Genomic DNA, 14033 nt, shown 5'->3' with positions numbered 1-14033 from the left:
CCCCTTAAATTGGGAGCAGATTGGGAGCAGGTGGTCCGGCTTAGGTGTCCCACCGCCGTCGGCCGCCCGACCGCCGTACTGGTTACCGTTCCCGACCGCGCCGCCGGCTGATCGTGAAGCCGGAGGTACCGCGACCGGCAGCCGCCTGACGAAAGGGCGGACCCCTATGGCTCACCGGCGTGACTGATGGCCGTCGGTTCGGTGGGCCGCCCACTCGCCGGTCCACATCGCGAGGTCGTGTACCCAGCCGTCGGTGCTCTGCCGGGACTTCGCCGACCACTTCGATGCGTTCCTTGACGCGAAGTGGTCCAAGACGTCGCGGTCAGTCGCCGTCCATGCGGGAAACTGCGCTAGCCATTCTTCTGCCTGTTCGGCGCTGTGGCCGCTGCCGATCAGCCACTGGACGAGCAACGCGAGTTCGACCCATGGTGCGGCCTTGGTTGCCCACGCCCAATCGACGACCCGTAGGCCGTGTGTGGTCACGATCAGGTTGGCCGGGTTGAGGTCGGAGTGGATGAGTGTCTCGCCGTCCATCGCCGGGTGCGCGAACCCGAGCCGGGCTGTCGGGGTGAACCATGGCTCGCCCGGCGCGGGAGTCTCCTGAAGTGCCTTCAGCGTGACTGCGAGCAGATCGAGATCCGCGTTGCCGGGTGACAGGTCGGGGTGGGGACCGGCAAGATGCTCGGTCCCCACCACCAGCCAGCCATCGGACTCGAAGTGCCACAGAACTGCGGGTGGGTGCCGGTCGATGGCCCGGGTTGCAGCCAGCTCGTAGCGCAGTGACCGAACGTTCAACTCTCCCAAGGCTGCCTTGACGAAGACCGGTCCGGCGGGCCCGGTGACCGTCGAGGCGATCTCAGCGTGGTTGCCACTGGGAGCCGGGGTTACGGCGAAGGCTCCGCCGATCCGTTCGGCGATCCCTGCCGTGACACTCTCAGGCAGAGCGGTCCAGTCGCTACGCATCGGTTCTCTTCTCTGCTACTTGCCGGGCTGAGGCGGGTTCGGCGGGCAGCAGGACTCGGCCTCACCACCCCAGAATTCCATGTCGACCCGGTAGCCGGTGTCGTGCAGCGCCGCGAGTGTGTAGGTGATGGCGGTGCCGTCCTGCATGGCCTCGGTCAGGATCGGCCGGTGGTGTACGTAGTGGCCCGCGATCTCCTTGCAGGCGGCGGTGTAGGGCTCGCTGATCTGGAGGGCGGCGTGCCATACGGCGTCGACCGGCCGGGTGGGCACGACCCGGTAGGACTCGCCGGTTGGCAGGAGCATCCCGAAGTCGGGCTTGTCCACACGGTCGGCGTACGCCTTCAGGAAGACGAGGAACTGCCCGACAGCGCGTTCGGCGTAGGTCTGGGTCACCTCCTGCCTGGCAGCGACGTAGCGGGCGATCTTGTCGAACACCTCGGCCGAGACGAGGGTGCGAGGGTCTGCGGCGGTCGTGGTGACCGGCCTGTCTGCGGTGATACCCAAGACTCCTCCTTGATTCTGTGCGGGTCAGCGAGGAAGGTGCGCTTCGCGTCACCTTCGAAGCGGAGTTGCGTGCGTGCATGACTTGCGTAAGCGATCACGGTGCGCGGGAGGCTCGCGGCAAGGTCGGTGCGGAGGCGCCCTCGCCCTCGGCAGGCGACAGCGCATGGTCACCGGCCCTCCAGGATTGACCTTCGGAACGGCCCCCATGCCACGAAGCGCTCGAACATCTCGCGCGGGCTCGGCCCGTCGTGCGGGTTCAGATGGAAGAGGTCGTGCATCGCTTCGTACATCAAGCCGCTGAGGTAGATCGAGAGGGCGGGTCACCAGCGGCCTTCATTCGCGCGCCACTTCTGCCCGGAATGAAGTTGCCCACCCGGCCCGGCTGCGCGATCGGAAGTAGCGCAGTGGGCCCCTTGCCCCAGGAAGCGGCGCTGACGGCGCGCACCTTCGGCGGTCTCACCAGCGGCCAACCGGATGCGCGGGGTTGACTGGCATAGAGCGTCGAGGTCGACCACCTCCGGACCACGGCCGCGGAGCGCGTCGGCCAAATGTGAGCCGATGAATCCGGCGGCGCCGGTCACCACGAGCACCCGGGCCATCATCGCTGCCCGCCCATTCCGGCCCGCTGCGCGAACACCCGCTGCCACACGTGCGTGAGGAGGGGCGGGTCGGCCGGCGAAACCGTTGCCCGGCCGGTAGCCGACCGCACCGAGACGGGAATCGAGGGGTGTGGGGTGCCCGTGGTGCTGGCGAGGGCGTGCCGCGAGACGTAGACGGTCATGACGCCACCGCTCGACGAACCTGGCCCCTCGGCTGCCAGTCCTGGCGGACCCGCCGGAACCCCGGCGGGTCCACCCTCGCGAGGCGGCGGCTGGGAGCACCCTGCCGGTCACCAGCCCGCGCAGCCCCGATGGCGGTACGCGGACGAGGACTCACCCTCACGAACGCGCATCCGGCCGCCGCCAAAGTCGGACGGGTCAACTCAATGGCCGCTTGCCAGACTCGATCAATCTGTCCACCATGAATCCCCTGGCGTCGATGACAATGGGTCGGTGAGCAGGCCCGCCAGTCGGCAGCGGTCTTCGATGCTCGTCAACAGCGAACCGTCCACAGGCGTCGGGCGGTACCGTCCACTAGCCGTCCGCTCGCAACCAAGCAATGACGTGCCGTAGCGGAGGTAGCTAGCGTGACCGTCGTCGCCACGCAACGCGGAGGTGCTCAGATGGCCGGACGGCGCTATCCCCCCAACCGGCGGCTAGCGTGGGAGAGGCTTCAACGGGGCTGGTCGTACGAGGAGGTCGCCGAGCGCATCCGCGCGGGGATGAGCCACGCCGGAGAGACCGACACCGGACTTAATGCGAACACGGTGCGGCGATGGGAGACCGGTGAACGGTGGCCAGACCCCCGTTACCGCAAGCACCTGGTGGCCATCTTCGACAAGCCAGCGAGCCAGCTCGGCCTCCTCACCCCGGATGAGCTGGCCATGTGCCCCCGCGCGGACACACTGCACGAGTTCAGGAGGTTGTGGGACATGCTCACCGGAGACGAGAACGAAGCCGGCTGGGACCGGGCAGCCGTCCTCCGCGCACTGTTCGGCGCCAGCATGCTGCCCCTCGTCGCGCCGCTGCTGTCACTGGACCCGCAAGCAGCGCACGCCGACACGAAGACCATCGACCCGGACGCGTACACCGACATCGTTCGCTGCCAGCGGGCCCTGTACTGGACCAGCCCGGCCCGGCCGCTCTACGAGGCCGCCTACGCCCACACCCAGCTAGGCACCGGACTCGTCCGAGCAGCGAGCGGCACCAGCCGCACCACCCTCGCCGCCGCCCTCGCCGAATCCGCGCTCCTCACCGCCCGACTGGCGTTCTTCGACCTCAACCAACCCGCCATCGCCCAGCGCTGCTACGACGTCGCCCTCGCCGCCACCAGGGAAGCCGGCGACCACGCCCTGGCCGCCGCCGTTCTCGGTCACATGGCCTTCATCCCCGCCTTCAGTCACGACCCCTCCGCGGCCCGCCCACTGGTCGACGCGGCGCTGCAGCACACCTGGCACGGCGTCAGCCCGGCCGTCCGCTCCTGGCTGCACTGTGTCGTCTCGGAAGTCGAAGCCCGCGCCGGCGCCGGCGCAGCCAGCCGCCACCAGATCGACCTCGCCGCAACCGCAATCGAAGCCAACCCCACCCCGCCGGAATGGCTCGACTTCTACAACGCCGGCCGACTGCACTCCTTCGCCGGCTACGCGGCCCTCGCGGCCGACGACCACCCCGAAGCCACCAGGCAGCTCACCGAGGCCCTCGCCGGCCTAACCACCACCGCAGCGAAGCAGCGCAGCGTCATCCTCGCCGACCTCGCCTCGGCGCACCGCAGCGACGGAGACCACGCCGCCGACTACCTCAACCAGGCGATGGATGCCCTACATAAGGACTGGTACGGCACCGGCCTCGATCGAGTCAGGGCCGTCCGGCCCGTACTCGGCGACAGCCGGCAGGGCAGGCAGCTCGACGAACGGATCGCCGCCCTCGCCGCCAGCCGAGCCGCCCTACCTGGGAGCTAGGCCGCCGACTCGTTGTGCTTGCGCACCAGCTCGGGCAGCTCAGCCAGCGAGTCGAGCCAGAACAAGCATCGTTCCCTGACGGCCTTGTCGTCGAGGATGTGCCCCCACGGGCCGCGCCGTACCAGCGCCGTCGCAATTCCGGCGTCCTGCGCAGGCCGAATGTCGTTGTCCAGCCGGTCACCGACGTACAGCACCTGTTCGGCCGGGCAGCCCGCCACCGCGACAACGCGGTCGAAGAACGCCGCCGACGGCTTCTCCACACCCCAGCCGTCCGACGTGCCGATCACATCCACCGGCAGATCCAGAGCGCGCAGGATCGTCTCGGCCCGTGCCGTCTGATTTCCGGCCAGGCCGACCTGCACGCCCAACTCACGCAGCGCGGCCAGGCACGGCCGAGCATCCGTATACAGATTCTCTTCGGAGAAGTGCTCCGGCTGGCCGACCGCGGCGCGGCGCTCCCGCTCCTCGGCCAGGTCGAATCCTGGCCGGAAGACCTGGAACGTCTCCCGGTAGTCCAAGCCGCGAGCGATCACCGCCCCGAAGACCGCGGAGAACGTGTGCCGGGGTACACCCAACCAGTCCGCCCAGGTCCCATACTCCCGGGACTCGTCCACGATCGTCTCGCCTACATCGAAGAACACGCTCACGATCACCCTGCGAGTATGCCTTGCCCATGCTAGGAGTGCGCCTACGGTCGCCCGTGCATGAGGTGCTGGTGCCGCAAGTCGAGCAGCTGTTGCGCCACCATTTCAAGACGCATGGAGTGTTCACCCTCTTCGTCGACGACGACGGCGTCGAGTCGGAGAAGAGCATCGCCGCGCTGCTGGAGATGCCTGATGCCGAGCGCCTGCTCGGGGCGGGTTGGGTCCTGGAGCTACGTGCCCTGCTCTGCGAGCAACTCGGTCCGAACCTGCGTAACGAGCTTGCGCACGGGCTGCTCACCGATGCTCAGGCGTGGGGTGCCGCTGCCGTCTACGCATGGTGGTTGTGCTTGCGGCTGGTGCTGCTGCCCTACCTGCACGCTGGCACCGCCACGCCACCTGAACGGGCCGACCCGGCAGAGCTGGGCGAGAATCAGGAGCGGCCCTGAACCGGCCTCTCGGTGGGAGACGTCCAGCCCCTTGGCGCGGCGCCGCAGATCCCTTACGGACGCAGCGGCAAGAGTTGAACAGCGCGGGCGCGAGCGCTACATCCTCTCCCAGCAGTACTACTACGCTACGGTCCGCCCGGTCGATCACGTCGACATCATCGTGCACAACGACAAACCTCAGCAGCCGGTCTGGAAGAGCCGAACACACTGACCGCCCCCAGCTCGGCATGTCCACGCGCGGCCAACCCTGGACGCTTTGGCCACGCTCTGCGGTGCGGGATCCTGCTCGTGCGCTGGCCGCCCGCGTGGCCGCTGCTGGACGGGGGCGCGTGGAGGCAGGAGGGAGCATTAGATGGCGATGAACTGCCCCGTAGCTACGCCCGAAGCATTCACTCTGCGCAGGTCACTGGCCTGCTCTTCGTTGATCGTCCTCGTCTGACCTCCTCGGGAAGACTGAAGTGGTCGTCCTTCCGGTGGGTGGGACGCGCGCCGCCCTCCGATCATCTCTGCAGAGGCCTCAGCTGCGGCCTGTTGGGTCCGGGGATCATGTGCCCAGGGCTAACACTCGATGATTGCCGGGAGCACCGGCGTCCCGCTGTTGGAGGCTCGGCACCCGAGGGCCTTCGGCGAACTGGGCTTAGACGTTCCCCGACGCTGCGGCTTACTCTGGCAGGGTCTCAGGTCGGACTCTGACGGCGAGGGGAAGATCCTCGTGTCGGGCCCACCGAAAAGCGGCGGTCAGCGCACGGGGATCCAGATTCAGGGCCTCGGCTATCGCCCAGTGCTGCTGTTCCGCGAGCCGCCAGCCAGTTTCATTCAGCTCGCCTTGGAGGATGGCACCGAGACGCTCCAGGTCCACCGGACCAGCGCCGAAGGGCGCGAGCACCCGCGGATCGGCGCCCGAGGGTCCAGTCGGGCAGTCGGCGTCTGCGGGGTACGCGACACCGTTGACTCGGAATTTGGTGTCACCCTCGTCGTCGATGAACCAGTCGACGAAAATCGACTGGTCGGAGACGTAGCGGTGGACGGGCCGGCCTTCCTGGTAGACCGTCATCACGACTGCGTCGGAGTCGACCACCTCGTTTGTGACCACGGAGGCGTCCGAGTCAGCGCTGAGCTGTTTCGCGAGCGGATCCACGTCTGCGACGTCCCACTCGCCCTCGCGCGGCAGCAGCACTACGCGGTTAGGGCCGGCCGGTACAAGCCATCCGTTCATGCCTGCCGCGATCACTTTCCCTCTAACGTCTGCCAGCTCGCCGATCACGAGCAGGTTCTGGTAACTGGTTCCCACGTCTGCTTTCTGCTTTCCGTGAGGGCGCCGGTGATTGCCCGGAGGACAGCGGTCGTCGCTGTGTGTCGGCGGGGGCGCGGCGTCGACCGGCAGGAGGCTAGCTCCCTGGTAGCAGAGCCGGCAACGGTTTAGAACGGATGTTCCTGCGATCAGGGATCGTCATCTGATGCGGCGGGGTCCGGAGCAACCCTGGGACCCCGCCGCCCGACGAATAGTTTGGCCCAGACCGTAGGCGAACTGTATGCATCACCCTTAGCGGTGGAGGTGGTCAGCTGGTCTGCGCGGCGTCCTGCAGGACGATGCGGTGGGGCGGGTCGCCTGCCATTTGGGACAGTTGGCGGGGCGTGCCCGGGCGGAGCACTGGCGCGAGTGCGTGGAAGACCCGTGCCAGCGCTTCGTCGGTGAAGTCGCGGTAGTCGGGCGTGGCGAGTAGCCAGACCCCACCACGTGACAGTTGCCGCACCTGCCAGAACGCTCCCTTGTTCCGTAGCCCTTCGACGCCGCCGAGCCGCTGCGCCAGCTCCTCGGGGACGATGGTCAGCCAGGAGTAGCCGCGTAGGTGGTGCCGGCAGTCGTTGACAGTGAACTCCGGGTAGCGCCACTGCCGGGGGTACTGACGCGGATCGAATCCCCGCTCCAGCGCCGTGGCGCCGTCGTGCCAGTAGGCGATGTGGCCGTAGCCGGGGTTGACGCCGTCGGCGAATGAAAAGAGCGCATCCAGCCACCGCTGCTGTTCGGCCCGCCCCGTCTCCGGCGCCAGGAAGCTGTTCTCCAGGGGAATAGCGGACAGCTGGAGCCAGCCTGGCGACTCCTCGTCGTGCCGCAGCTCCAGATTCAGCAGGCTGCCGGATCGGTGGCCGTGCTCGTCTAAACGACCGAACCACAGGTGCGACCGCCACGGAAGCTGCTCGAACTGCTCCCGCAGCCACCGCATCCCGGCCGTGGAGCAGATGCGCTCCCCGCCCCTGCCCGGGCGCCGGTCCACGTCGACCACCCCGAACACGGAGTTTGCCTCGCCCGAGGATCCGAACCGCCCCTTGCTGGGCGCCGTCCGCGCCGGCAGATCCGCCAACTCCTGCCGAACCTGCGGCGCCAGTCGCTGAGACATCTCGTCGAACCAGCGGTACCCGAGCTCGCCAAGATCACTCGCCGAAGCCTCGATGTTCAACTGCACGTCAAGGCCAAGGCCAAGCCAGCCTTCCATCTACCCACCTCCGCTTCCCGCATCACACCGAGAGAGCTAGCCTGGCTCGCCGTGCTCGCCGCGGCCGGCCTGGCGGGTTACAACGCCTGCCTGGTCGTCGCGTTGAAGCACGCGGACGCGGCGGTGGTGTCCACCATCGTCGGCGCCGTGCCGGTGGTGGTCGCGATCCTGGCTCCTCTGCTGCGCCGTCAGGCGCCGAGCATGCAGCTGCTCGCTTCATCGGCGATCGTGGTGGCGGGAACGATCCTGGTGCATGGTGCGGGGCACGCGAGCGTGCTCGGCCTTGCAGCGTCTGTTGGAGCTCTTGCCGGTGATGTCGCGTTCGCGTTGGTGGCTGCGCAGCTGTTGCCCCGCCTGGGAGCGGTTCGCGTGTCCGCGTACAGCTGCGTTCTGGCGGTGCCGATGCTGGCCGGGGCTTCTGCCATGGCCGGGGAGCCGTCCTCGTGGCGCATGCCGACCGGCACTGAAGGTTTGGTGTTGGCACACCTTGGAGTGGTCCTGACCGCCGGCGGCTTCTGGTGCTGGTTTCGTGGGATTCAGTTGGCCGGCGTGGAACAAGGATCGCTGACCGTGGGGCTGCTGCCCCCGGCCGCTGTCGTCGCGATGACCATGCAGGATCACGTCGTTCCGCCCGCCACGCAGATGGCGGGCATCTGCGTCGTCGTTGTCGGCCTGCTCGTCGGCGTTTCGGCCCCGGCGCCCACTCTGCGCCGGACACGGCCGGTGGCGCTGCCCGACGGACCGCTCGCCGCCGTGGGAACCAAAGTGATCGCCGACTCCTCGATGTCGACGACGGCGACGGCCATCCCGTCGGTGGCCAGCCGCCGGGCGGTGGCCGCGCCGATGCCGCGCGCGGCTCCGGTGACGATGGCGACGCGGGGCTCCTCCGACATGATCACCTCCCGGTAACTTGGGCTCGATCGAAGGAGCTCAGCCCGCGCTCAGGAAGTTCTCCTATACGAAAGGATCTTGTCGGCGTACGGTCTCGTCCGGTCCTCCGATCGATGCCCTTGCCCGGTGACAACCACTTCGGCCAGTGGCATCCGGAGGCGGCGCCGTCCCCTCAGGCGGCGACTGGAGCAGTAGACGAGGCAAGGACGACACAAGTGAAGTTCCCCCGTCCCCGTGGAGCCCGGCTCGCCGCCGTGGTCTCCGCGGTTCTGGCGGCGACCGGAGGCTCACCAGCCCTGGCCGCCGCTCCCGACCCGGCGGCTCAGCCCGGCCGGACAGCCGCGGCCCCCGCCGCACCGACGAGCGACCTGCCCACCCCACCCGGAACCCGGTCGGTCACGCTGATCACCGGCGACGTGATCACCACCCGGCGCGACGCGAACGGCGGCACCGTCGACGCCCGCCGCCCGGACGGCGCCCCGACCCAGGTACGGGTGGTGGAGGCCGGCAACGACCTGTACGTCTACCCGCAGTCCGTGCTCCCCTACCTGGCCGCCGGCACGCTGGACAAGCGACTGTTCAATGTCACCGGACTGATCGCCGACGGGTACGACGACGCACACGTGGACCACCTGCCGCTGATCGTCTCGTACGCCGACGCGGCGGCGGGGCTGCGGAGCGCCGCCGTACCGACCGGGGCGACCCGCACCCGCACCTTGAGCAGCATCAAGGGCGCCGCGCTGAACGAAGACCGCGACCAGGCCGACAAGTTTTGGGCCGCTGTCACCGCCACGGCGAAGTCGACCGTGGGGGCCTCCGGCGGCACCGGACGCTTCGGCGGCGGGATCGCTAAGATCTGGCTCGACGGGCGGGTACACGCCGACCTCGCCGACACCACCGCGCAGATCGGCGCCCCCGAGGTGTGGGCCGGCGGCGACACCGGCGCGGGCGTACGCGTCGGCGTGCTGGACACCGGCATCGACTCCGGTCACCCCGACCTGGCCGACCGGATCGCCGAGTCGGCCGTGTTCGTACCCGGTGCGGACCTCGCCGACCGGATCGGCCACGGAACCCACGTCGCGTCCACCATCGCCGGCACCGGCGCCGCCTCCGATGGGCGCGAGAAGGGCGTCGCCCCGGACGCCCGGCTCGCCATCGGCAAGGTGCTCAGCGACGACGGGTACGGGCTGGACTCCTGGATCCTCGCCGGCATGGAGTGGGCGGCCCGGGACGCCGACGCCACGGTCATCAACATGAGCCTGGGCTCGAGCCAGCCGACCGACGGAACCGACCCGATCAGCCAGGCGGTCAACACGCTCAGCGCGGAGACCGGCGCCCTGTTCGTCGTCTCCGCCGGCAACCTCGGCGCGCCGGGCACCGTGACCGCCCCGGGCGCCGCGGACGCCGCGCTGACCGTCGGTGCGGTCGACTCCGGCGACCAGCTCGCCTACTTCTCCAGCCAGGGGCCACGGATCAGCGACGAGGCGATCAAGCCGGAGCTGACCGCGCCGGGCGTCGGCGTGCTGGCGGCCCGCTCGCAGTACGCGCCCGGTGAGGGCGCATACGAGAAGCATGACGGCACCTCGATGGCCGCGCCGCACGTGGCCGGCGCCGCCGCTCTGCTCGCTGCGAAGCACCCGGACTGGACCGGCCAGCAGCTCAAGGACGCCCTGGTCAGCACGACCAGGGCCACCCCGCAGTACGACGCGTACCAGGCCGGCACCGGCCGGGTCGACGTCGCCGCGGCGGTACGCGCCCCGATCGTCGCCACCGGCACCGTCTACACCGCCGTGCGCCACGAGACCGCGGAGGCGGCCGCCACCACGCACCCGGTGACGTACACCAACACGACCGGGCAGCCGATCACGTTAAACGTGGCGGTGGACGCCGCGTCCGCGCCGGCCGGGCTGTTCGGTCTGTCCGCGGCGCGGCTGACCGTACCCGCGCACGGCACCGCCGCCGTCACCCTGACCACGGACACCTCCCGGGCCAGCGCCGGCAGCCGGTACACCGGGCAGGTCGTCGCGACCGGCCCGGACCGGGTCGTGCTGACCCGCACCGCGATCGGCGTGGGCACGTTCACCCCGTATCACCAGCTCCGGATGGAACTGACCGACCGCGCCGGTCGGCCGGCCGCTGGCACGATCGAGCTGGGTCAGCCGGGCAGCTACGAGCCGGCCTTCGTCAACACCGACCCCGACGGCACGCTGCAGCTGAACCTGCCCGAAGGCGTCTACTCGGCGATGAGCTTCCTCAACGTCACCGGCAGCCACGGGCCGAACTCGCTGGGCCTGGCCCTGCTGGGCGACCCGGACATCGACCTGCGCGCCGACACCACCGTGCGGCTGGACGGCACGGCGGCCCGGCAGGTCCAGTCGCTGGTGCCGCAGCCGACCTCCGACACGTTCGCCCGGCTGGACTACTACCGGTCCGAGGGTGACGGCCGGTGGCGCTCGTTCATCGAGGGCGCCGTCTTCTACGACAGCCTCTGGGCGCAGCCGACCAGCCACGACGTCACGCACGGCGACTTCTACGTCGGTGCCCGCTGGCGGCGGGAACAGCCGGTGCTCAGCGTCGGCACCACGACCGTCGACTTCGACGACGTGGTCCGCCAGGAGGGCACCACCCAGCTGCCGAAGGGCCGGTGGACGCTGCCGGCCGTGTACGCCGGCAACGGTGCGGCGGGCGACTACGCCACGCTCGACGCCCGCGGCAAGGTGGTCGTGGTCCGGCACAACGGGGAGGTCGGCGACTCCGAGCAGGCCGCCGCGGCGACCGCCGCCGGAGCGAAGCTGATGCTGGTGGTGAACGACCGTCCATGGCGCCAGGTACGCAACTACGGGGTCGACTTCTTCACCCCCACCCCGATCGAGGTGGCGCTGCTCAGCACGGACGAGGGCGAGGCGCTTATCCAGCGGATCCACCGCGGGTCGACGACGCTCGAGGTGGCGTCGCAGCCGGTCGCCGACTACGTGTACGACCTGGCCCAGGGCTACCACAACCGGATCCCGCGTGAGCTGACCCGGACCGAGAGCAGGAAAACGCTGGCCCGGATCGACGTGGGCTTCGCCACCCCGACCCCGCAGACCCGGGGTGGCGAGTTCCGCTTCGACTGGCCGTCGTACTCGGACTGGGGCATCGGCCGGACCAGCAACCGGCCGCTCGCGCCGGTCCGCACCGACTGGGTGTCCACCGGCGACCTGTACCAGTGGGGTCAGGAGGCGTACCTGGAATCCGGCACGTACCAGATCGACACGCGGACCAACTACCGGGCCGGCAGCAGCGGCGCGGAGCAGTTCTTCGAGCCGATCGAGCGGCCCCACCTGAACAACAACTTCAAGCTGCCCACCCGGTCGGGTGACAGCCTGAACCTGGACGTGCCCGGTTGGGGCGGCGACGACCACGTCGGCATGGCGCTGAACGGGGCCACGCAGACCAACGAGCTCTACCAGGGGGACACGCTGCTCGGCCAGGGCAGCAGCACGTGGATCAGCGGCACCGCGCCGGGCGCGGGTGACCTGCCGTACCGGCTGGTCGTCAAGACCTCGCAGGACCCGGCCGCCGGTCGGTACTCCACCAGCACCCAGACGCAGTGGCGGTTCCGGTCGGCGGCGCCGGCCGCGGGAGTGGAGTCGAGCGTGCTGCCGCTGCTCCAGCTCGACTACGCCGTCGACACCGACGCCGCCGGCACAGCGAAGGGCCGGAGCGACCTGACCGTCACCGCCGGGCACCTGCCCGGCGCCGTCGGCGGCGGGATCGGGCCGGTCACGCTGGAGGTGTCGTACGACGACGGCCGGCACTGGCAGAAGCAGACGCTCGACGGTGCACCGGGTGGCGCCTGGACCGCGCACCTGCAGGCACCGAAGGGCGCGGCCTACGCGTCGCTGCGCGCCAGCGCCACGGACCGCTCGGGCAACTCGGTCGACCAGACCGTGATCCGCGCCTTCAGCGTGCGCTAACCGCTCCGCTCCCCTCCGTCGAGTCGATCTAGGGCAGATCGTGGTGATCAGAGATCATCCAGCAACGATCTGCCCTAGATCGGCACGCGAACCGGCGGTGGTCAGGCGGCCGGCGGTCGGAGAGCAGGTCCGGCACCACCCGGCTGACCACGCCGATCAGGGCGAAAACCAGCACCAGGTCGAAGAACAACTCCAGGAAGTTGGCCTGCCGGGACTCCTCCTCACCGCGCAGGACGTCTCGCGCCTGTGCCGACTCCGATGTTCGCCCCACCCGCCCACGCTCGCCGGACCCTTCCCTCCCTTGCGCCGATACGCCGCTTTTGGCCAGGGAGGTGTGGCCGCCACTGTCAGTGCGGCGGCAGGCTAGGGCGACGATATGACATGTGCCGGAGCCGGCGTGCGGCGGAACAGCAAGATCCGGAACATGCGCGGAACGATCAGGCGCGTCGCTGGGAAGCCTTCCCGCGTACTCCCTGGTGAGACGGCAGATGGCTCAGCAGGCGCTAAACCGTTCCTAAACCGTGTATCAGTCGGCTTGACCGCAACGATGCCGCCAGCTCGTCGAAACACCTCGTGACGGACCAGGTCGGCGGCTGTTGACGCCCGTACCCTGTTTCGATCCTCTGCGAGGATGTGGCTGTGTCTCTCCTCGCACCGACGCCGAAGAGGCAGTGCAACCGCGCTGTGAAGCGAGCGCGGCGGGAGCTTGCTCATGGCAGTACCGGACTCTTCTCGTCCGTGTTCTGGTACGGAGCCGTCGATATCGACCGTAAGCATCTCGTCGTCTGGGTCTTACTCGCCGGTTCCCCGTCCCGTTTGCCCGCCTGGTACTTCCCGAGCAAGGAACGCGCCGACCGCGAGTATGACGCGGACCTGCTGGCAGAGATCGGACGCATGCGCGAGACGGTCGTCGCTTGTTTTTCCCGGGAGGGTTGGCCGGACGCTGAGCGCATCGACGTAGGGTTCGACTCCGAGACCCGGGTAACGGACGGCGGCGGGTGGCACTACTTCAAGTAGAACCTGGCACAAGCCCAGGCCCCGCCTACGGCGTAGGCCGGCGAGAAAGCTGTCGACAGCAACACTGACAGCAACCGCACCGAACGCCGGCGCATCAGCAGGCACGGGGACGGACGGTAATCCCAGCCAGCCGGCCGAGGCGCAGACATGGACACGGACTCTGTCGGACGGAGCGCCCAGAACTAACAAACGAGGGGTCAGACAAGGCCGGGGCGCGCCAGCTCCGGGCGAGTCGACGAGGACCAGGTCCAGGCCGTCACCAGGCCGTCGGAGGCCGATCGTGGACGACCAACAACGACGACTGATGACGACTTTTGCCCAGGTGACAAGGCGAGGAACACCATCGCGCTCTGCCGCCTGCGCTACGACCACCGAACACGCGCCTACCCGACGCATCAGCGAAGGCCTCAGCAAACAGGAGATCCTCCGCTGCCTCAAGCGCTACATCATCCGCGACGTCTACACCGCCCTACGCGCCGACCTCACCGCCCTAGCCCCTTGACCTCCATAGGAGGGGTATCGGATGGCAAGTTTGAGTCGCTGTGACAGCGTTTGAG

12 protein-coding genes and 3 pseudogenes are annotated in these 14033 nt (G+C 69.2%); 6 read left to right on the top strand and 9 right to left on the bottom strand.

Going from position 1 to position 14033, the window contains the following annotated elements:
* Positions 1-171: 171 nt before the first annotated feature.
* From AB0F68_RS06235 to amcA, 4 genes are all read right to left on the bottom strand, one after another.
* Positions 172-963, bottom strand: a complete 792-nt coding sequence (locus tag AB0F68_RS06235) for a phosphotransferase (protein WP_357333282.1) — start codon at positions 961-963, stop codon at positions 172-174.
* Positions 964-978: 15 nt separating this feature from the next.
* Positions 979-1467: a hypothetical protein gene (locus AB0F68_RS06230; protein WP_357333281.1), complete on the bottom strand. Its 489-nt coding sequence runs from the start codon at positions 1465-1467 to the stop codon at positions 979-981.
* 320 nt (positions 1468-1787) lie between these two features.
* Entirely contained in the window at positions 1788-2066 is a 279-nt protein-coding gene (locus tag AB0F68_RS06225; RefSeq protein WP_357333280.1) for an NAD-dependent epimerase/dehydratase family protein, read from the bottom strand.
* On the bottom strand, positions 2066-2248 hold the full coding sequence (gene amcA / locus AB0F68_RS06220) for a multiple cyclophane-containing RiPP AmcA (protein ID WP_357333279.1): 183 nt from the start codon (positions 2246-2248) through the stop codon (positions 2066-2068). The genes AB0F68_RS06225 and amcA overlap by 1 nt, the downstream gene beginning before the upstream one ends.
* Before the next feature lie 441 nt (positions 2249-2689).
* On the opposite strand from amcA, the gene AB0F68_RS06215 reads away from it, so the two are divergent.
* Positions 2690-4024, top strand: a complete 1335-nt coding sequence (locus tag AB0F68_RS06215; protein WP_357333278.1) for a helix-turn-helix transcriptional regulator — start codon at positions 2690-2692, stop codon at positions 4022-4024.
* Here the strand turns inward: AB0F68_RS06215 and AB0F68_RS06210 are convergent.
* On the bottom strand, positions 4021-4677 hold the full coding sequence (locus tag AB0F68_RS06210; RefSeq protein ID WP_357333277.1) for an HAD family hydrolase: 657 nt from the start codon (positions 4675-4677) through the stop codon (positions 4021-4023). The two genes, AB0F68_RS06215 and AB0F68_RS06210, sit on opposite strands and share 4 nt — an antisense overlap.
* Positions 4678-4724: 47 nt before the next feature.
* On the opposite strand from AB0F68_RS06210, the gene AB0F68_RS06205 reads away from it, so the two are divergent.
* A complete protein-coding gene (locus tag AB0F68_RS06205; RefSeq protein ID WP_357333276.1) occupies positions 4725-5114 on the top strand; it encodes a DUF4209 domain-containing protein in 390 nt (129 codons plus the stop codon).
* A 661-nt stretch (positions 5115-5775) separates the two neighbouring features.
* Here the strand turns inward: AB0F68_RS06205 and AB0F68_RS06200 are convergent.
* A complete protein-coding gene (locus AB0F68_RS06200) occupies positions 5776-6405 on the bottom strand; it encodes a hypothetical protein (RefSeq protein ID WP_357333275.1) in 630 nt (209 codons plus the stop codon).
* A gap of 268 nt (positions 6406-6673) precedes the next feature.
* Positions 6674-7609: a type VI immunity family protein gene (locus tag AB0F68_RS06195; RefSeq protein ID WP_357333274.1), complete on the bottom strand. Its 936-nt coding sequence runs from the start codon at positions 7607-7609 to the stop codon at positions 6674-6676.
* Between AB0F68_RS06195 and AB0F68_RS06190 the strand changes: the two are divergent.
* A pseudogene (locus AB0F68_RS06190) lies at positions 7490-8278 on the top strand (DMT family transporter); the annotation flags it as partial. The gene AB0F68_RS06195 and the pseudogene AB0F68_RS06190 overlap by 120 nt on opposite strands.
* Positions 8279-8379: 101 nt before the next feature.
* Here the strand turns inward: AB0F68_RS06190 and AB0F68_RS06185 are convergent.
* Positions 8380-8502, bottom strand: a pseudogene (locus AB0F68_RS06185) (SDR family NAD(P)-dependent oxidoreductase); the annotation flags it as partial.
* Positions 8503-8715: 213 nt separating this feature from the next.
* Between AB0F68_RS06185 and AB0F68_RS06180 the strand changes: the two are divergent.
* Positions 8716-12459: a S8 family serine peptidase gene (locus AB0F68_RS06180; RefSeq protein ID WP_357333273.1), complete on the top strand. Its 3744-nt coding sequence runs from the start codon at positions 8716-8718 to the stop codon at positions 12457-12459.
* Between the two features lie 28 nt (positions 12460-12487).
* Here the strand turns inward: AB0F68_RS06180 and AB0F68_RS06175 are convergent, their stop codons facing one another.
* Complete coding sequence (locus AB0F68_RS06175) at positions 12488-12730, bottom strand: hypothetical protein (RefSeq protein WP_357333272.1); 243 nt, start codon at positions 12728-12730, stop codon at positions 12488-12490.
* 368 nt (positions 12731-13098) lie between these two features.
* Here AB0F68_RS06175 and AB0F68_RS06170 point away from each other — a divergent pair, with 368 nt between their 5' ends.
* Both AB0F68_RS06170 and AB0F68_RS06165 read left to right on the top strand, forming a co-directional pair.
* Positions 13099-13476: a hypothetical protein gene (locus tag AB0F68_RS06170; RefSeq protein ID WP_357333271.1), complete on the top strand. Its 378-nt coding sequence runs from the start codon at positions 13099-13101 to the stop codon at positions 13474-13476.
* A 321-nt stretch (positions 13477-13797) separates the two neighbouring features.
* A pseudogene (locus AB0F68_RS06165) lies at positions 13798-13978 on the top strand (IS110 family transposase); the annotation flags it as partial.
* Positions 13979-14033 lie beyond the last annotated feature (55 nt).

This window comes from Micromonospora sp. NPDC023966 (assembly GCF_040639095.1).
Taxonomy (GTDB): Bacteria; Actinomycetota; Actinomycetes; order Mycobacteriales; family Micromonosporaceae; genus Micromonospora.
The sequence above is the reverse complement of the archived record's forward strand: the minus strand, read 5'-3'. Positions and strand labels throughout refer to the sequence as shown.